Annotated in this window: 16 protein-coding genes; 10 read left to right on the top strand and 6 right to left on the bottom strand. The window is 68.8% G+C overall.

Annotated elements, in window-relative coordinates:
• Nucleotides 1-7: 7 nt before the first annotated feature.
• From ACT541_RS16925 to ACT541_RS16910, 4 genes are all read left to right on the top strand, one after another.
• Nucleotides 8-1,084, top strand: coding sequence for a branched-chain amino acid ABC transporter permease (locus ACT541_RS16925; protein WP_476138275.1), 1,077 nt, complete (start codon nt 8-10; stop codon nt 1,082-1,084).
• Nucleotides 1,085-1,196: 112 nt separating this feature from the next.
• Nucleotides 1,197-2,525, top strand: a complete 1,329-nt coding sequence (locus ACT541_RS16920; RefSeq protein ID WP_476138274.1) for an ABC transporter substrate-binding protein — start codon at nt 1,197-1,199, stop codon at nt 2,523-2,525.
• A gap of 215 nt (nt 2,526-2,740) precedes the next feature.
• Nucleotides 2,741-3,568: an ABC transporter ATP-binding protein gene (locus ACT541_RS16915; protein ID WP_476138273.1), complete on the top strand. Its 828-nt coding sequence runs from the start codon at nt 2,741-2,743 to the stop codon at nt 3,566-3,568.
• Between the two features lie 13 nt (nt 3,569-3,581).
• Nucleotides 3,582-4,829, top strand: coding sequence for a phenylacetate--CoA ligase family protein (locus ACT541_RS16910; RefSeq protein ID WP_476138272.1), 1,248 nt, complete (start codon nt 3,582-3,584; stop codon nt 4,827-4,829).
• A 21-nt stretch (nt 4,830-4,850) separates the two neighbouring features.
• Here the strand turns inward: ACT541_RS16910 and ACT541_RS16905 are convergent, their stop codons facing one another.
• From ACT541_RS16905 to ACT541_RS16895, 3 genes are all read right to left on the bottom strand, one after another.
• Nucleotides 4,851-5,888, bottom strand: coding sequence for a nickel/cobalt transporter (locus ACT541_RS16905; RefSeq protein ID WP_476138271.1), 1,038 nt, complete (start codon nt 5,886-5,888; stop codon nt 4,851-4,853).
• Nucleotides 5,885-6,556 (bottom strand): DUF1007 family protein, encoded by a 672-nt coding sequence (locus tag ACT541_RS16900; RefSeq protein WP_476138270.1) that lies wholly within the window; start codon nt 6,554-6,556, stop codon nt 5,885-5,887. The genes ACT541_RS16905 and ACT541_RS16900 overlap by 4 nt, the downstream gene beginning before the upstream one ends.
• A gap of 89 nt (nt 6,557-6,645) precedes the next feature.
• Nucleotides 6,646-7,554, bottom strand: a complete 909-nt coding sequence (locus ACT541_RS16895; RefSeq protein WP_476138269.1) for a LysR family transcriptional regulator — start codon at nt 7,552-7,554, stop codon at nt 6,646-6,648.
• Between the two features lie 813 nt (nt 7,555-8,367).
• On the opposite strand from ACT541_RS16895, the gene ACT541_RS16890 reads away from it, so the two are divergent.
• From ACT541_RS16890 to ACT541_RS16865, 6 genes are all read left to right on the top strand, one after another.
• Nucleotides 8,368-9,498: a type III PLP-dependent enzyme gene (locus tag ACT541_RS16890; protein ID WP_476138268.1), complete on the top strand. Its 1,131-nt coding sequence runs from the start codon at nt 8,368-8,370 to the stop codon at nt 9,496-9,498.
• Between the two features lie 102 nt (nt 9,499-9,600).
• Nucleotides 9,601-10,161 carry a GNAT family N-acetyltransferase gene (locus ACT541_RS16885; RefSeq protein WP_476138267.1) on the top strand — a complete coding sequence of 187 codons (561 nt, stop codon included), beginning with the start codon at nt 9,601-9,603 and terminating at the stop codon, nt 10,159-10,161.
• Between the two features lie 99 nt (nt 10,162-10,260).
• Nucleotides 10,261-10,752 (top strand): hypothetical protein, encoded by a 492-nt coding sequence (locus tag ACT541_RS16880; RefSeq protein ID WP_476138266.1) that lies wholly within the window; start codon nt 10,261-10,263, stop codon nt 10,750-10,752.
• A 173-nt stretch (nt 10,753-10,925) separates the two neighbouring features.
• Nucleotides 10,926-12,356 carry a homospermidine synthase gene (locus tag ACT541_RS16875; protein ID WP_476138265.1) on the top strand — a complete coding sequence of 477 codons (1,431 nt, stop codon included), beginning with the start codon at nt 10,926-10,928 and terminating at the stop codon, nt 12,354-12,356.
• A 164-nt stretch (nt 12,357-12,520) separates the two neighbouring features.
• Nucleotides 12,521-14,197, top strand: a complete 1,677-nt coding sequence (locus ACT541_RS16870; RefSeq protein ID WP_476138264.1) for a methyl-accepting chemotaxis protein — start codon at nt 12,521-12,523, stop codon at nt 14,195-14,197.
• A gap of 76 nt (nt 14,198-14,273) precedes the next feature.
• Nucleotides 14,274-14,804 (top strand): hypothetical protein, encoded by a 531-nt coding sequence (locus ACT541_RS16865; protein ID WP_476138263.1) that lies wholly within the window; start codon nt 14,274-14,276, stop codon nt 14,802-14,804.
• 13 nt (nt 14,805-14,817) lie between these two features.
• Here the strand turns inward: ACT541_RS16865 and ACT541_RS16860 are convergent, their stop codons facing one another.
• From ACT541_RS16860 to ACT541_RS16850, 3 genes are read right to left on the bottom strand one after another with little or no spacing between them, the layout of a single operon-like run.
• Nucleotides 14,818-15,795 carry a WD40 repeat domain-containing protein gene (locus ACT541_RS16860; protein WP_476138262.1) on the bottom strand — a complete coding sequence of 326 codons (978 nt, stop codon included), beginning with the start codon at nt 15,793-15,795 and terminating at the stop codon, nt 14,818-14,820.
• A 4-nt stretch (nt 15,796-15,799) separates the two neighbouring features.
• Nucleotides 15,800-16,771: a CobW family GTP-binding protein gene (locus tag ACT541_RS16855; protein WP_476138261.1), complete on the bottom strand. Its 972-nt coding sequence runs from the start codon at nt 16,769-16,771 to the stop codon at nt 15,800-15,802.
• A gap of 36 nt (nt 16,772-16,807) precedes the next feature.
• A complete protein-coding gene (locus ACT541_RS16850; protein WP_476138260.1) occupies nt 16,808-17,761 on the bottom strand; it encodes a metal ABC transporter substrate-binding protein in 954 nt (317 codons plus the stop codon).
• Between the last annotated feature and the right edge of the window lie 16 nt (nt 17,762-17,777).

The raw sequence follows: 17,777 nt of genomic DNA, 5'->3' as shown, positions 1-17,777 counted from the left end.
GCTTCTCATGCTCTATCGTGAGGTCGGACAGTTCAAATCCACCTATGCGGCCGACATGGCGGTCTTCCCGATCCGCCAGGATCGGGTCGGCATCCTCGTCATGCTCGCCTTCGCCGTCGTGGTGATCCCGCTCGTCTCCAACGACTTCGTGCTGACGTCGATCATGATCCCCGGCCTCGTCTTCACGCTGGCGGCGATCGGGCTCAACGTGCTGACCGGCTATGCGGGCCAGATCTCGCTCGGCACCGGGGCCTTCATGGGGGTGGGCGCCTACGCCGCCTACAAGCTCGCCAACGCCTTTCCCGGCGTGAACATCATCGTCTGGATCCTCGCCTCGGGCGTCTTCTCGGCCGGCATCGGCGTGGTCTTCGGCCTGCCGTCGCTGCGCATCAAGGGGCTCTATCTGGCGGTGACGACGCTCGCCGCGCAGTTCTTCCTCGAATGGTGCTTCGTCCGGGTCGGCTGGCTCACCGACTACTCGTCGTCGGGCGCCATCGAGGCAGTGCGACGCAACCTCTTCGGCCTGCCGATCACCGGCCCCGAAGCCGGACCGCTCACCCGCTACTTCGTCGTGCTGGGGCTGGTCGTCTTCCTGACCTTCGTCACCTCCAACCTCGTCCACGGCCGCATCGGCCGGACCTGGATGATGGTGCGCGACATGGACATCGCCGCCGAACTGATGGGCGTGCGCCTGCTGCCGGCCAAGCTGATGGCCTTCGCGGTGTCGTCCTATCTGGCGGGCGTCGCCGGCGCGATGATGGTGTTCTTCTGGCTGGGCGCGGCCGAGCCGTCGTCCTTCGGCATCTCGCTGTCGTTCCAGGTGCTGTTCATGGTGATCATCGGCGGGCTCGGCTCGCTGCTCGGCGCGTGGTTCGGCGCCGCCTTCATCTGGGCGCTGCCGGTGGTCCTGAAGTTCGCCCCGAACCTCTTCGGCATCGAGATCCCGTCGGCCACCGTCGAGCATCTCAACTCGATGATCGTCGGCGCGCTCATCATCTTCTTCCTCATCGTGGAACCCCACGGCCTCGCCAGGCTCTGGGCGGTGACCAAGCAGAAGCTCCGGGTCTGGCCCTTCCCCTGGTGAGGGGAGCCCGGACCGTCTCCCGGCCACGGCCGAGCGGGGGGCGGCGTACGATCAGGCCTCGAGGGCGATCCCGGCGGGAGATCGGGACGGCCTCACAGTGGAGGAAACGACGATGTTCGGACGTCTTGGACTTGCCTTCTCGGTGGCCTCGGTGCTCGCCGCCGTGCTGCCTCCCGTCCAGGCGCACGCCGAGGACACCCTCTACGTGCCGCTTCTGACCTACCGCACCGGCCCCTATGCCGGCTCCGGCATCGGCATCGCCGACGGCATGCACGACTACCTCGAGATGCTGAACCAGCGCGACGGCGGCATCGGCGGCATCAAGATCGCCTACGAGGAATGCGAGACCGGCTACAACTCGCAGAAGGGCGTCGAGTGCTACGAGGCGACCAAGGGCAAGGGCGCCCTGATGTACAATCCGTGGTCGACCGGCATCACCCTGCAGCTGATCCCCAAGGCCGGCGTCGACAAGATCCCGGTCCTGTCGATGGCCTACGGCCTGTCGGCCGCGGCCGACGGCAAGACCTTCCCCTGGGTGTTCAACCCGCCGATGACCTACTGGGACGGCGCTTCGGTGGCGGTGAAGTACATCGCCGAGAAGTCCGGCGGCATGGCCAAGCTCAAGGGCAAGAAGGTCGGCTTCATCTATCTCGACGCGCCCTATGGCAAGGAGCCGATCCCGCTGCTCGAGCAGCTCGCCAAGGAGAACGGCTTCGAGCTGATGAAGTACCCGGTCCCCGGCGACAAGATGCAGGATCAGTCGTCGCAGTGGCTGAACGTGCAGTCCGACAGCCCGGACTGGGTGATCATGTGGGGCTGGGGCGCCATGAACCCCACCGCCGTCAAGGAAGCCGCCAAGATCGGCTATCCGATGGACAAGTTCATCGGCGTCTGGTGGTCGGGCGGCGACGACGACGCCAAGGCCGGCGGTGCCGGCGCCAAGGGCTTCCTGACGCTGAACTTCAACGGCACCGGCGCCGGCTTCCCGGCCCTCGCCGACATCAAGAAGCACGTCTTCGCCAAGGGCCTGTCGACCGCCAAGGACGAGAGCCGCATCGGCGAGAACAACTACAATCACGGCGTCTACAACTCGATGCTGATCGCCGAAGCGATCCGCAACGCGCAGAAGATCTCCGGCAAGAAGAAGGTCGACGCGGCCGACGTCCGCGCCGGTCTCGAGACGCTGAACATCGACGCCGCCCGCATCAAGGAGCTCGGTCTGGAAGGCTTCATGGCCCCGGTCAAGGTCACCTGCGACGACCATTCCGGCGCCCATGCGGTCTACGTCCAGCAGTGGGACGGCACCAAGTGGGTGAAGGCCTCGGACTGGATCGAGCCGATGAAGGACAAGGTCCGTCCGCTGCTTCTCGCCGACGCCAAGGCCTATGCCGACAAGAACGCGCCCTGGCCGGCCCGTACCGAGGCCTGCGGCGGCCGCTGAGGCCGACGCATCCGCCGACGATCCCGGCCGGTCGCCGAGGCTCGTTGCCGATACCCGCGCGGCGGCCTCGCCGCCGCGCCTCCGGAGCTCGATACGGCCTTCGCGGTCGATCCGAGCAGTCGCCGTGGGCGGAGCCGTCTGACCCGCGCACCGTCCACGGCGATCTCGAGACTTCCCGTTCCGCCCTCCGGGGCCATGCCCGCGAGACGATGCGCATGACCGAAGCGACCCCGACCGACCAGGCGCCCCTCCTCGGCGTCGACAACATCGAAGTGGTCTACGACCACGTCGCCCTGGTGCTGAAGGGCGTGTCGCTGACCGTGCCGAAGGGTGGCGTGGTGGCGCTGCTCGGCGCCAACGGCGCCGGCAAGACGACGACGCTCAAGGCCGTCTCCAACCTGCTCCACGCCGAGCGCGGCGACGTCACCAAGGGCAAGATCGTCTTCCGCGGCGAGGAGGTGCAGGACCTCTCGCCCAACGAACTGGTGCGCCGCGGCTGCATCCAGGTGATGGAGGGGCGTCACTGCTTCGGCCATCTGACCGTCGAGGAGAACCTGCTCACCGGCGCCTTCACCCGGACCGACGGGCGCGGCGCGGTCAAGGCCGACCTCGAGCGCGTCTACGAGTTCTTCCCCCGCCTGCGCCAGCGCCGCAGGAGCCAGGCCGGCTACACCTCCGGCGGCGAGCAGCAGATGGTGGCGATCGGCCGCGCGCTGATGTCGCGCCCGACGATGATCCTGCTCGACGAGCCCTCGATGGGTCTGGCGCCGCAGATCGTCGACGAGATCTTCGAGATCGTCCACCGCCTCAACGTCGAGGAGGGTGTGTCCTTCCTGCTCGCCGAACAGAATACCGCCGTCGCGTTGCGCTACGCCACCTACGGCTACATCCTCGAGAGCGGCCGAATCGTCATGGACGGCGAGGCCTCGGCGCTCGCCGCCAACGAGGACGTCAAGGAGTTCTACCTCGGCGTCGCCGCCGCGGGCCGCAAGAGCTTCAAGGAAGTCAAACACTACAAGCGGCGCAAGCGCTGGCTGGCATGAGAGGGGGCGTCCCATGGCGCGTGGCTACGATCGGCTGGAGACCCGCGGCCCCCGGGTGCGCGAACGCGAACAGATGGCGGCGCTGTCGGAAGCGATCGCCGTGCTCGCCCGCAAACGCCTGTGGCGCCGCCGCTTCTCGAGCGTCGACCCGACGGCGATGCGCCACTGGCGCGACCTCGCCGCGATCCCGGTGCTGCGCAAGGACCAGCTGAAGACGCTGCAGTCGGAGAACCGTCCCTTCGCCGAGCTGACCCCCGCCGGCCTCGACGGCGTCGCCCATCTCTTCACCTCGCCCGGCCCGATCTTCGAGCCGGAAGGCTCGAGCCCCGACTGGTGGGGCACGGCGCGCGCCATGCATGCCGCCGGCATCCGCAGGGGCGACGTGGTGATCAACACCTTCGCCTATCACCTCACCCCCGGCGGCTTCATCCTCGATGCCGGCGCCCGCGCGCTCGGCTGTCCGGTGATCCCGGCCGGTCCCGGCAACAAGGAGGCGCAGCTCGAGCTGATCGAGCACTATCGCCCCCGCGCCTATGTCGGCACGCCGGACTTCCTCAAGATCCTGCTCGATGCGGGGCGCGAGCTCGGACGCGACACCGATTCGATCGAGGTGGCGCTGGTCACCGGCGCCGCCCTGCCGGCGAGCCTGCGCGCCGAGCTGGAAGGCCGCGGCGTCAAGGTCCGCCAGTGCTACGCCATCGCCGACGTCGGCCTCGTCGCCTACGAGACCGACGCGCCCGACGGCACGCCCAATCCCGGCATGGTGGTCGACGAGCGCATCGTGCTGGAGATCGTCCGCCCCGGCACGTCGGACCGCGTCGCCCCCGGCGAGGTCGGCGAGATCGTCGTCTCCCGCGCCGACGCCGTCCATCCGGTGATCCGGCTCGGCACCGGCGACCTCTCGGCGCTGATGCTGGAGCCCTCGCCCTGCGGCCGCACCGGCCCGCGCATCCGCGGCTGGATGGGTCGCGCCGACCAGAAGGCCAAGGTCAAGGGCATGTTCGTCGATCCGTCGGACATCGACCGGGTGGTCAAGCGCCACCCCGAGATCCGCCTCGCCCGTCTCGTCGTCACCCGCGACAAGGAACAGGACGCGATGGAACTCCGCATCGAGACCGAAGTGGAGGAGACCACCCTGCTGACCAGGGTCGCCTCGACGCTCCAGGCAGTGACCAAGCTCAAGGGCGCCGTCACCCGCGTCGCCCCCGGCGGCCTGCCGCGCGACGGCAAGGTCATCGCCGACGAGCGGCCGGTCGGCTGATCCGTAGACGACGGAGCCGCCTCACCCGCCGGTCGGGTGACCGAACAGCGCCGCGCCGGCGAGCGTCACGCCGGCGGCGATGACGATCAGCGCGCCGCCGACCTCGGCCGAGCGCAGCACGCGCATCGCCCACGGCCCCTCGTCGCCGGCGATCCGGAGCGCCAGCCCGCGCGCGCCGACGGCGATCGAGGCGAGCAGCGACACGGTGAAGCCGGTACCGAGCGCCATCGCAAGGACCGAGGCGATGCCGGCGAGCGCCATGCCCTGGGCATGGGCGAAGACCAGCACGATCAGCGCGCCGGTACAGGGCCGCATGCCCACCGCGGCGATCGCTCCGAGGGCGCGACGCCAGTTGAACGGCCCCTTGATCAGCGCCGGATCGGGCATGTGCGCGACGCCGCAGGGGCAGGCCGCCGCCACCGCGGCCGGATCGCCACCGATGGCGCAGTCGACGACGTCGGCCTCGCTGGCCGCGGCCGGCATCGCCTTCGCCGCGCGCCGTGCCCTGAGGACCGGCTCGACAATCTTGGTCCACCCCAGCCACAGGCCGAGGCCGAGGACGGCGAAGGCGGAGGTGTATTCGAGCGCCGTCGTGGCGTCGGTCATCTGCACCGCGGTCAGATTGAAGATGCGGATCGCCCCGCCGACCAGCACGATCGCCACCATCCCCTGCAGGAAGGCGGAGACGAAGGAGAGCATGATGCCGCGCTTCAGCGTCTCGTCGTTGGCCAGCACGTAGGAGGTGATCACCGCCTTGCCGTGGCCGGGGCCGGCGGCATGGAAGACGCCGTAACCGAAGGACAGCGCCGCCATCCACAGCCCGGCGTGCGGGTCGGACTTCATCGCCCTGAGCCCCGCCTTGAGCGACAGATAGAACTGGTTCTGCTGGTGCATCACCCAGTCGAAGAAGGTGCCGTGACCGGGCATCGCGCCGAGTTCCGGCGCGCCGACGCCGAAGGGGCCGGCCTGGGCATGGGCCGCCGCCGCGCCGAGGAGACAGACGAGGCCCGCCGCGAACCCGGCGACGATGGCGGCCCGATGGCGCGATCCCGACCTCACGGGCAACGCACCGTGATGCGGTTGGCGAGGCCGGAGGTCAGCGCCTTGAGCTCCGGCGGCAGGTCGCGCTCGCTCGCCGGGATCTGGCCGAGGATCGCCGCGGTCGCGGCATCCGGCGCGCCCTTGCGCTGGATCTCGGCCTTGCAGGTCGCCGGCGCCTTCTCCAGCACCACCGGGTCCTTCTCGACGAACTGGAAATCGACGAAATAGCCCGGATCGAACACGTCCAGCGTCACCCCCTTGGCGTCCGGCTTCACCGGCTGCATCAGGTTCAGCGTGTAGAACAGCGTCAGGTAGCCGTCGCTCGACTGCAGCCAGTACTCGGTCGGGATCTTGAACCCGGTGCGCTTGCCGTCGACCCGGAGGAAGGTGAAGTAGTCGTAGTCCTTGAGCGAATCGACGTTGACCTTGGCCAGCGGCTGCAGCTCGTCGACCGACAGGACGCCGTCGCCGTTCTTGTCGAGGCCCTGGGAGGCGAAGGCCGAGAAGGCGTCGTCGAAGCGCCAGATCTGGCGCACCGCGGTGATCCTGCCCTCGGCGTCGAAGACGACCTGCGTGCGCGCGTCGACGAAGACGTGCGGATGCGCCGCCGCTCCGCCGACCGCGGCGAGAAGAGTGCCCGCGGCGAGCGCGACGGAGGCGAGAAACGACTTCGGACGAGACGGCATGGAACCTCCGGGACGGCCCCGCGCGGGGTCTCCGATTCGCGAGAGAGAATCATCGCATTGCGGCAACATCCGGGACAGGCGACGCGACATCACAGGCAGGGATCGCGCTTGGTGCGACGATCGAACCAGCCGACCAGGAAGTCGACGAAGACCCGCACCTTGGCCGAGAGATGGCGGCGGTGGGGATAGACCGCGTGGACCGTCAGGCCCGAGATCTCGAAGTCCCGGAGCAGCGCGACGAGGCGACCCTCCTCGAGCGCACGCGCCACCGCGAAGAGCGGCACCCGCGCCACGCCGATACCGGCGATCGCCGCCGCGGCCGTCACCTGCGGTCCGTTGACGTTCATCCGCGGATTGACCGCCACCACCATGCGTTCGCCGTCGACGGTGAAGGGCCAGTGGTGCCAGTTGCGCGCATTGGTGTCGCAGATCGCCGGCAGACCGAGCAGATCCTCCGGCCGCTCCGGCAGTCCGTGCTGCTCGATCCAGGCGGGCGAGGCGACGGTGACCACCCGGAAGGCGGCGAGGCGCCGGGCGATCAGGCTCGAATCGAGCGGCTCCGAGATCCGGATCGCCACGTCGAAGCCCTCCTCGACCAGATCGACGAATCGATCGTCGAGGCGGAGATCGACGGTGATGTCGGGATGGGCGGCGAGGAACTCGACCACCGCCGCACCGAGTTCGGCATCGCCGTAGGAGCGGGGCGCCGAGACCCTGAGATGCCCGCGCGCCTGCGTGTGCGTGTCGCGCACGGACGCCGTGAGATCGGAGAGCCGCTGCAGGATGTCCTGCGCCTCGCGATGATAGGCGGTGCCGGCCTCGGTCGGCGACAGCTGGCGCGTCGTGCGGTTGAGGAGGCGGACGCCGAGTTCGTCCTCGAGGTCGCGGACGTATTTGGAAAGGAGCGCCTTGGACTTGCCCGCCTTGCGCGCCGCCGCCGAGAAGCCGCCGGCATCGACCACCTGGACGAAGGCCTGCATGCGGGTGAGCGTGTCCATGGTCCGTCTCCGTCTGTCGAACGATCGACGCCGAATCTAGCCGATCGTCGCCGAGAATACAGCCGCCGCCCGGCATTTTCCGCGACGTGGACCGCTTTCGCGAACGCGGGAGAAACAGCGCGGACGAGACGTCGCACGGCCCTTTCCGACCCCCTCGGAGGCCTTCGCGAAATTCCCGAAATTCGCTTTGCCGGCCAAGGAGTTGTCCGGGGTGTGAAAATGTCGGTCCGTCTTCGAGAAATCACTTGTACCGCAGGGCGAAAGCCCCTATATCCCGGCTGCCCAAATTCGCACGTGCCTGTGGCCGCGTGCCGGTCGGTGGACCACCCGAGACAAGAGGCTCGGACCTACCGGGGCAACCGGCAGCCGGAGATCTGAACCGGCGCACCTCGCGTCTCACGCGGGGAACGTGGCTTGAAGCAACGACGTAGAGGGCTTTTTTGGTCTCTGCCGGCTCGTCCAAAGGCCGGGGTTACTGAAGAGGCAACTACTTCCTTGCCGGCGTGCGGACGGGATTTCCCTTCCAAGCCATGGCAGCAAACTTCGGGATCGAGCCTACGGGTCTCGTGACCGGAAGGGCCGCGCCCCTCGTTTCGCGCGGGTTCGGGCCGATCGGACGATCGGCTCATCGGGTTCATGCAACCCGCGTTTCGTCGTCTCCAAAGCGACGTCATGCGGCGCGGCATGCATCCCCGACGACCTTCGCGGGCCCTCTCGCGGAGGAAACGCCCGGAGCGCCGCGAGGCGAGCCGGGGATGACCGAACCGCCGGGCTCGCCCGGCACTGCTGGTAGCATCCCGGAAGGATCCCGCCATGACCGACCGCATCCGCGAATTCCTCCGCACCCGACGTCCCGACGGTCCCTGCCTGGTGGTCGACCTCGACGTCGTGCGCGAGAAGTACACGTCCTTCGCCAAGGCGATGCCCGACACCCGCGTCTTCTACGCGGTGAAGGCCAACCCGGCGCCGGAAGTGCTCGCCCTGCTCGCCGAACTCGGCTCGTGCTTCGACACCGCCTCGGTCGCCGAGATCGAGATGGCGCTCGCCGCCGGCGCGACGCCCGACCGCATCTCCTACGGCAACACCATCAAGAAGGAGCGCGACGTCGCCCGCGCCTTCGAGCTGGGCATCCGCCTCTATGCGGTGGACTGCGAGGCCGAGGTCGAGAAGATCGCCCGCGTCGCCCCGGGCTCCAAGGTGTTCTGCCGCATCCTGTCGGACGGTGCCGACGCCGAGTGGCCGCTGTCGAAGAAGTTCGGCTGCGATCCGGCGATGGCGCCGCGCGTGCTCGAGCTCGCCCATGTCCGCGGCCTCGAGGCCTACGGCGTGTCCTTCCACGTCGGCTCGCAGCAGCGCAACACCAAGGCCTGGGACGCCGCGGTGGCGTCGGCCGCCGGCATCTTCCGCGAGATGGCCGACCGCGGCATCACGCTGAAGATGGTCAACCTCGGCGGCGGCTTCCCGACCCGCTATCTGAAGAACGTGCCGGCGGTCCAGGCCTATGCCCAGGCGATCTCCGACTCGATCCTCGCCCACTTCGGCAACCACGTGCCGGAGACCATCATCGAGCCGGGTCGCGGCATGGTGGGCTCCGCCGGCGTGATCAAGGCCGAGGTCGTCCTGGTGTCGAAGAAGTCCGACGACGACGACGTCCGTTGGGTCTATCTCGACATCGGCAAGTTCGGCGGCCTCGCCGAGACCATGGACGAGGCGATCCGCTACCCGATCCGGACGGAGCGGGACGAGGACGAGAAGGCACCCTGCGTGCTGGCCGGCCCGACCTGCGATTCCGTCGACGTTCTCTACGAGAAGGAGCCCTATTGGCTCCCGATCAGCCTGGAGATCGGCGACGAGGTCCTGATCGAAGGCACCGGCGCCTATACGACCACCTATTCGGCGGTCGCCTTCAACGGCTTCGAGCCGCTGAAGAGCTACGTCATCTGACCGGCGGGGAGCCTCTCCCCGCCCCTTTCCCAGATCCGTTCCCGACCGGCCGGTCTTTCCGGCACGAGGGTCGTCGTCCGCTCGCCCGAGGGATCTTCGACCATGCATCACGTCCGTCCGCACCTCGCGCTCGCCACCCCCGCCTTCCTCGTCCGTGACGAGACCGCGGGCGACGTCGCCGCGCGCGAACGCCTGCTCGACGCCGCCTTCGGCCCCGCCCGCTTCGCCAAGACCTGCGAGCGCCTGCGCGAAGGCCGCCTGCCCGCCGAAGGCCTCGCGCTCGTGGCGGAAGATGCCTCCGGCCGCCTGATCGGCACCGTGCGACTGTGGCACGTCGAGGCGGGTTCGGCCGGTGCGGCGCTGATGCTCGGCCCGATCGCGGTCGCCGACGAGGCCCGTTCGCTCGGCCTCGGCGGGGCCCTGATGCGGGTGGCGATCGAGCGCGCCCGCCGCTTCGGTCATCGCGCCGTCGTGCTGGTCGGCGACGAGCCGTACTATCGCCGCTTCGGCTTCCGCGCCGAGGCGACGCTCGGCCTCGACCTGCCCGGCCCGGTGGAGCGCGCCCGCTTCCTGGCGCTGGACCTCGTCGACGGTGCCCTCGACGGCGCGACCGGCATGGTCGAGGCGACCGGCGCCTTCGAGACGATCGCCCGCGCCGCCTGAGATCGCGGCATCGATCCTGCTTCTCCCCGAGCGTCCCGCGGACGAGCCCCCTCGCCCGCGTGAGCTCTGTCACGTTTCGTCGCGAAGGAGACGCAAGCCTTGACCCTCTCGTTCGATCTCGACGACGGCGACACGCCGCCCGACCCCTTCGCGATCCTCGAAGGCGCGCGTGCCGCCCGCAGCGATCCCGAACGCTCGGAGGCGGCCGTTCTCGCCGCCCTCCAGGTCGCCCCCGACGATCGCGACGTGCGGATGGGGGCCTACAAGTTCTACTTCTACGCCAATCGCCTTTCCGAGGCCGCGCCGCATGCGCTGTGGTGCATCCGCGACGGCGCCCGCGCGCTGGGCCTGTCGGAGGACTGGCGCAGCCTCGACCCCGGCTCGGCCGACTGCACCGGCTTTCCGAAGCCGCAGCGTTTCCTCGTCCAGTCGCTCGTCGCCTTCGGCTGGTGCAACGCCCGATCGGGCAACGTCGAGCTCGGTCTCGAGGCGCTCGCCAAGGCGGTGGCGATCGACCCGTCCGACGGCTTCGGCGCCGCCCGCATCGCCGATCTCGTGGCGCGCGCCGGCCGCGACGGGGACGACGACTGAGCGATGCCGGACCGGCGGCGGAAAACCGCCGCGAAAGACGCTTCGACGACGCGGATTCCCGTTGACCGGGACCGCGTTCCCTGATTTGTGATCACGATCCCCGCGCATCCGTGCGGGAGGTCCCGAAGAACTCTTCCCGGCCCCCGGCCGGACCTGCCTCGGAGTGGAAACGAATGACGAATTGGCCGATCTACGGCGAAATCACCGGCCCCATCGTGATGATCGGCTTCGGCTCGATCGGCCGCGGCACCCTTCCCCTGATCGAACGCCATTTCAAATTCGACAAGTCGCGCCTCGTGGTGATCGACCCGTCCGACGCCGACCGCAAGCTCGTCGACGAGCGCGGCTACGCCTTCGTCCATCAGGCCGTCACCCGCGAGAACTACCGCGACCTGCTGACGCCCTTCCTGAAGCGCGGCGAAGGCCAGCCCTTCATCGTCAACCTGTCGGTCGACACCGGCTCGCTCGACCTGATGAAGTTCGCCCGTGAGCTCGGCGCCCTCTACATCGACACCGTGGTCGAGCCCTGGCTCGGCTTCTACTTCGACAAGGCCGCCACCACCGCCTCGCGCTCCAACTACGCGCTGCGCGAGACCGTGCGCGCCGAGAAGGCCGCGAACCCGGGCGGCACCACCGCCGTCTCCTGCTGCGGCGCCAATCCGGGCATGGTCTCGTGGTTCGTCAAGGCGGCGCTCCTCAACCTCGCCCGCGACACCGGCGCTCCCGTCGCCAAGCCGACCACCCGCGAGGGCTGGGGCGAGCTGATGCAGTCGCTCGGCGTCAAGGGCGTCCACATCGCCGAACGCGACACCCAGCGCTCGAAGAACCCGAAGCCCGCCAACGTCTTCGTCAACACCTGGTCGGTCGAGGGCTTCGTCTCGGAAGGTCTGCAGCCGGCCGAACTCGGCTGGGGCACCGCGGAAGACTGGATGCCGGACAACGCCCGCACCCACGAGGCGGGCTGCAGGGCGGCGATCTACCTGCTGCAGCCGGGCGCCAACACCCGCGTCCGCACCTGGTGCCCGACGCCGGGCACCCAGTACGGCTTCCTCGTCACCCACAACGAGTCGATCTCGATCGCCGACTACTATACGGTCGGCGACAAGGAGAAGCCGGCGTTCCGTCCGACCTGCCACTACGCCTACCATCCCGCCAACGACGCCGTGCTGTCGCTGCACGAGATGTTCGGCGCGGAAGGCCGCAAGCAGCCGGTGAACCACATCCTCGACGAGAACGAGATCGTCGACGGCATCGACGAACTCGGCGTGCTGCTCTACGGCCACGCCAAGAACGCCTACTGGTACGGCTCGCAGCTCTCGATCGAAGAGACCCGCGTGCTGGCGCCCTATCAGAACGCCACCGGCCTGCAGGTCTCCTCGGCCGTGCTCGCCGGCATGGTCTGGGCGCTCGAGAACCCGGAGGCCGGCATCGTCGAGGCCGACGAGATGGATCACGAGCGCTGCCTCGAGGTGCAGACCCCCTATCTCGGCCCGGTCTGCGGCTACTACTCCGACTGGACGCCGCTCGACGGCCGTCCGGGCCTGTTCCCGGAAGACATCGATACCGCGAATCCGTGGTCGTTCCGCAACATATTGGTGCGCTGACCCTCGGTATTCCGACTTGACGAACGGAGCCCGGAGAACCCTCCGGGCTCTTTCATTTTCATACGTGCGATCAAGATCTTGGCTCCATGAGAGGAAATACTCGTCAAAACCTTTTGTTTACCGATTCTGGCGCATTCTGCGACACCCATGAAAGGACGCTTTCCATGAAGAACGCCTCGATCGCCGTCAAACTCGCCCTCCTCTTTGCAGCGACGGTCGTCGTGGCGATCGTGGTCGGTGTCGTGGGTCTGATGACCCAGGCGAGCCAGCGGGCGATCGACGAGGAGATGCGCCGCGCCTATGCCGGTCAGGCCTATGTCGAGCGCATCAACGGCCTGATCTACGCCGTCGTCATGGACAGCCGCGGCGTCTACATGTCGGCCGATCCGAAGGTTCTCGCCAAGTACGCCGACGGCATGGCGAAGAACCTCGACCGCATGACGAAGGAAGTCGCCGACTGGAAGAAGGACGTCGCCCCGGCGCTGATGAGCCGCTTCCAGACGCTCGAGGCCCGCGTCGCCCAGTTCCGCGAGTTCCGCCTCGAGACCGCCCGTCGCGGTCGCGAGATCGGCCACGAGGCCGCCCGCGAGCACGGCGACAACGACGCCAACCGCTCGGTCCGCTCCGCCCTCAACAAGGACCTCGAGGCGCTCGCCGACGGTCTGTCGCAGCAGGCCGAGACCGCCGCAACCGACCTCGCCCAGGTCTCCGACCGCGCCCGTCTGGCGGTCGGCGCGCTGATCGCCGTCGCCGTCGCCGTCGGTGCCTTCGGCTTCTGGAACGTCCGCTCCCGCATCACCCGGCCGATCGACGATCTGGTCGACGTCATGTCGGCGATCACCGCCGGCGATACCTCGGTCACCGTGCCGCACGCCACCCGCGGCGACGAGATCGGCGCCATTTCCGCCGCCGTCTCCGAGTTCCGCGAGACCGTGGCACGCGCCCGTTCGATGCAGACTTCGCTCTCCGACGAGGCCGGCGCCCGCGCCGAACGGCAGAGTCGCATGGAGGCGACCATCTCCGGCTTTCAGGCCGAGATCCAGTCTCTGACCGCCGAACTCACCAGCGCCGCCCGCACGCTCTCCGACGCCGTCGGCGAGCAGACCGGCGCCGCCCGCGAGGCCGGCCGCCGCACCCGCGAGGTCGCCGCCGCCTCCGAACGCTCCGCCGCCAACGTCGGCACCGTCGCCGCCGCCGCCGAGGAATTGTCGGCCTCGATCGCCGAGATCAACGCCCGCGTCGCCGATGCCTCGCGCACCGCCCGCGAAGCGGTCGACACCGCCGAGCGCTCGTCGTCGGCCGTCCAGGGTCTCGCCGGCTCGGCCGCCCGCATCGGCGCCGTCGTCGACCTCATCCGCTCGATCGCCGAGCAGACCAACCTCCTCGCCCTCAACGCCACGATCGAAGCGGCGCGCGCCGGCGAGAGCGGCCGCGGCTTCGCCGTCGTCGCCTCCGAGGTCAAGGCGCTCGCCGACCAGACGGCCAAGGCGACCGAGGAGATCTCCGGCCAGATCGTCGAGATGCAACAGACCACCCGCGCCTCGGTCGACGCGATCGAAGAGATCCGCACGACGATCCGCACCATCGACGGCATCACCATGTCGGTCGCCGCCGCCGTCGAGGAACAGGGTGCCTCCACCGACGAGATCGCCCGCAACGTCACCCATGCCGCCAGCGCGGCCAAGGACGTCGACGCCAACATCCGCGGCGTCGATGCCTCGGTTGAAGCCGCCGCACGCTCGGCCGAGAGCCTCGACAGTCTCGCCGCGACTCTCGACGGCCGCACCACCGACCTGAAGTCTCGGGTCGACGCCTTCCTGCGCACGATCGCCGCCGCCTGAGCCGAAGCTCGCGCTGCGTAAACGCGATCGAAAGAACCCCGGGCTCAACATGGCCCGAGGGACCTGGAGGGAAGAGATGCGTGGATTGTCCGGTTTCGTCGTGGCCGCCTGCGTGGCCTCTTTCGTCGCGACGATGTGGATCGTGATGCTGGGCGAAGGCCAGTCGCTGGTCGCCTCGTTCCGCCTGCCCGACCTCCTCGGCGCGTGGTTCCCGGATCTCGCGATCAACTTCCGCCATCTGCTGGCCTTCTACGCCGAAGGCTCGGCGCTGACCCGCGTGGCGATCGACCTGCCCTTCGGCATCGCCATCTTCATGGTCATCAACCTGCCCGGCGCACTGCTCCTGTGGGCGGCCGAGAACGCCTTCGGCGACGCCGCCCGCTGGAACACCTTCAAGCCGCTGTGGAGCGGTCTCGCCTATGCCCTGATGGCGACGACCTTCATGCTGGTCGCCTTCGAGTGGGGTCTGCCGCTGATCGCCGAGATCCGCCTGTCGCCGATCGGCGCGGCGCTCGCCGCGCTCTTCGCCGGCGCCGTCCTCGGCCTGGCGCCGGCGCAAGGCCCCGACGACCTCGGCTACACGCCGCTGCCGCCCTCGCGCATCTGATCGCCGCGACGCCTCAGCCGCGGATGTCGATCGTTCCGGCCTCGCCGTTCTCGCAGCCGAAGGCGACGCGCACACCCGCCTTGTCCCAGGCCATCGCCGAGACCGGCGCGGCACCGGGATGGCGCAGCAGCACTTCCGCCGAATCCGTGAAACGCGCGGCGACGATCATGCCGTCGTCGTAGCCGATCGCCACCACGTCCTCGCTCGGGTGGCAGGCGACCGCCGTGACGATCCGGTCGCGCGGGGCGAGCTCCAGCGGTGCCTTGCCCATCGGCCCGTCCTTCGAGAGGAACGGCCACAGGATCGCGGCATTGGCCCCGGCCGTGGCGAGGAACCGCCCCTTGGCCGACCAGGAGATCGACTTCACCTTGGTCGGGTAGCCGGTCATCCGCATGTGCTTCATGTCGTCGATCCGCCAGCCGTGCAGCGCCGGCTCCTGCATCGTGGTGACGAGGAAGCGGCCGTCGGGCGAGGTGGTGATGCCGGTGTGGGCACCCTTCCACGGCATGTCGACCGGCGCGCCCTTGGCGGAGACCCAGTGCAGCACCGCCTTGTCGGTCGTCGCCGTGGCGAGCCTGAGCCCCTTGGGCAGGAAGGCGACGCCACCCACCGCCTTCTCGTGGGGAAACTCCATGACCTCGCCGTTCGCGAGGCGCACCCAGGCGACGCGGCCGGAAGCCGTGGCGATCGCCCCCTGCGGTCCTTCGGCCAACTGGTCGAGCCACTTGCCTTGTCTCTCGAACAGCACCTCGGTCTCGCCCGGCAGCGTCGTGCGCACGACGCGACCGTCGTCTCCCGAGGTCAGGAGCGACTTGCCGTCGGCGGCGAAGCGGGCGGCGAGGATGCCGCCGTCGTGCACCTCGATGGTCAGGTCCATCTCGCCGAGGGCGACGCGGACATGCCCGTCACCGAGTACGAAGACGGAGGCTTCACCGAGAAAGCCGGCGGCCACGACATAGGCGTCGAGGATCTTCGGGTCGATGCTCGGCATGGGATCACGCCGCCTTGCAGGCGTCGAAACCGGCCTTCAACGCCGCGAAGTCGAGATCGCGGCCGATGAAGACGAGGCGGGTGCGCCGTTCTTCGTCGGCCTTCCACTCACGCTGGTGATTGCCCTCGACGATCATGTGGACGCCCTGGACGACGTAGCGTTCCGGGTCGTCCCTGAAGGCGATGATGCCCTTGAGGCGGCGGATGTTGGGGCCCTGCTCCTGGGTCGCCTTGTTGACCCAGTCGAAGAAGGCCTCCGGCTCCATGTCGCCGGCCTCGAGGCTGATCGACTTCACCGATTCGTCGTGGCTGTGGTGGTCGGAGGTCAGGAACTCCGGCTCGACCAGCAGGATACGGTCGAGATCGAAGGCACCGCGATCGAGCACTTCCGCCAGATCCACGGCGCAGCGCTCGGTCTCCACGACACGGGCCTGCGGATTGATGGCGCGGATCTCGGCGCGGACGCGGGCGCGTTCCTCGGCCGTGACCAGATCGATCTTGTTGAGCAGGATCACGTCGGCGAAGGCGACCTGATCCTCGGCTTCCGGACTGTCGTCGATGCGGGCGAGCAGGTTCTTGGCGTCGACCACGGTGACGATGGCGTCGAGCCGAGTGCGGGCACGCACGTCGTCGTCCATGAAGAAGGTCTGGGCGACCGGCGCGGGATCGGCGAGACCGGTCGTCTCGATGATCACCGCGTCGAACTTGCCCTTGCGCTTCATCAGCCCTTCGAGAATGCGGATGAGATCCCCGCGAACGGTGCAGCAGATGCAGCCGTTGTTCATCTCGAAGATTTCCTCGTCGGTGTCGACGACGAGGTCGTTGTCGATGCCCACCTCACCGAACTCGTTGACGATCACGGCGTATTTCTTGCCGTGGTCCTCGGTGAGGATGCGGTTGAGGAGCGTCGTCTTGCCGGCACCGAGGTAGCCGGTGAGCACGGTGACGGGAATGGCCGGGGAAGTCTGAGACGTCATGAATGAACCTCGTCGAGCCTCCTCCGGCCGATCCGATCACGAATCGAGCATCGCCGCCGTGAGGAGCTTCACGTTGTGGCGGACCATATCGACATAAGTGGTGGCCGGTCCACCCTTCGGCGAGAGGCTGTCGGAGAAGATCGCGCCGCCGAGCTTGACGCCGGTCTCCTTGGCGATGCGCTCGACCAGACGGCCGTCGGTCATGTTCTCGACGAAGACCGCGCGGATCTTCTCCTTGCGGATCTGGCCGATCAGCTTGGCCACCCCCTTGGCCGAGGGCTCGGCGTCGGTGGAGATGCCCTGCGGCGCCAGGAACTCGAGCCCGTAGGCGGCGGCGAAATAGCCGAAGGCGTCGTGCGAGGTGATCACCCGGCGCTTCTCGGCCGGAATCTTGGCGATCGCCGCCGTGACCTCGCCCTCGAGCCCGTCGAGTTCGGCGAGGAAGGCCGCGGCATTGGCTACATAGGTGTCCTTGCCCGCCGGATCGGCGGCGACGAGGCCGTCGCGGATGTTGGCGACGTAGATCTTCACGTTGGCGATCGACTGCCAGGCGTGCGGGTCGATGCCGCCGTGGTCGTGGCCCTCGTGGCCGTGACCACCCTTGCCCTCGGCGTGATCCTCCTCTTCCTCGGCCTTGCGCGGTGTGATGCCCTTGGAGGCGACGACGACCGGCGCCCTGGTGCCGGACGACTTCACCAGCCGGTCCATCCAGCCCTCGAAGCCGAGGCCGTTGACGAAGACCAGCTTCGCCTCGGCGAGCTTCCTGGCGTCGGCGGGCTTGGGCTGGAAGACGTGGGCGTCGCCGCCCGCACCCACCAGCGTCGCGATCGTCACGCGGTCGCCACCGACGCGGGAGACGAGATCGGCGAGGATCGAGAACGAGGCGACCACGGGCAGCGGCCCGTCGGCGAAGGCCGGCTTGGCGAGAAGACCTGCGGCGAACACGCCGGCGGAGGCGAGGAGAAGGGTACGACGGGTCGTTCCGGCCATGAGACGAATCTCCCGG

Source organism: Pinisolibacter sp. DMC100 (assembly GCF_056313705.1).
Note: the sequence above shows the minus strand (reverse complement) of the source record. Positions and strands in the feature narration are given on the sequence as shown.

Coding starts and splice junctions, on each gene's coding strand:
- ACT541_RS16915 (WP_476138273.1), top strand. CDS start 2,741: ATGACCGAAGCGACCCCGACCGACCAGGCGCCCCTCCTCGGCGTCGAC.
- ACT541_RS16890 (WP_476138268.1), top strand. CDS start 8,368: ATGACCGACCGCATCCGCGAATTCCTCCGCACCCGACGTCCCGACGGT.
- ACT541_RS16895 (WP_476138269.1), bottom strand. CDS start 7,554: ATGGACACGCTCACCCGCATGCAGGCCTTCGTCCAGGTGGTCGATGCC.
- ACT541_RS16860 (WP_476138262.1), bottom strand. CDS start 15,795: ATGCCGAGCATCGACCCGAAGATCCTCGACGCCTATGTCGTGGCCGCC.
- ACT541_RS16865 (WP_476138263.1), top strand. CDS start 14,274: ATGCGTGGATTGTCCGGTTTCGTCGTGGCCGCCTGCGTGGCCTCTTTC.
- ACT541_RS16875 (WP_476138265.1), top strand. CDS start 10,926: ATGACGAATTGGCCGATCTACGGCGAAATCACCGGCCCCATCGTGATG.
- ACT541_RS16900 (WP_476138270.1), bottom strand. CDS start 6,556: ATGCCGTCTCGTCCGAAGTCGTTTCTCGCCTCCGTCGCGCTCGCCGCG.
- ACT541_RS16925 (WP_476138275.1), top strand. CDS start 8: ATGCTCTATCGTGAGGTCGGACAGTTCAAATCCACCTATGCGGCCGAC.
- ACT541_RS16885 (WP_476138267.1), top strand. CDS start 9,601: ATGCATCACGTCCGTCCGCACCTCGCGCTCGCCACCCCCGCCTTCCTC.
- ACT541_RS16855 (WP_476138261.1), bottom strand. CDS start 16,771: ATGACGTCTCAGACTTCCCCGGCCATTCCCGTCACCGTGCTCACCGGC.
- ACT541_RS16910 (WP_476138272.1), top strand. CDS start 3,582: ATGGCGCGTGGCTACGATCGGCTGGAGACCCGCGGCCCCCGGGTGCGC.
- ACT541_RS16920 (WP_476138274.1), top strand. CDS start 1,197: ATGTTCGGACGTCTTGGACTTGCCTTCTCGGTGGCCTCGGTGCTCGCC.
- ACT541_RS16870 (WP_476138264.1), top strand. CDS start 12,521: ATGAAGAACGCCTCGATCGCCGTCAAACTCGCCCTCCTCTTTGCAGCG.
- ACT541_RS16850 (WP_476138260.1), bottom strand. CDS start 17,761: ATGGCCGGAACGACCCGTCGTACCCTTCTCCTCGCCTCCGCCGGCGTG.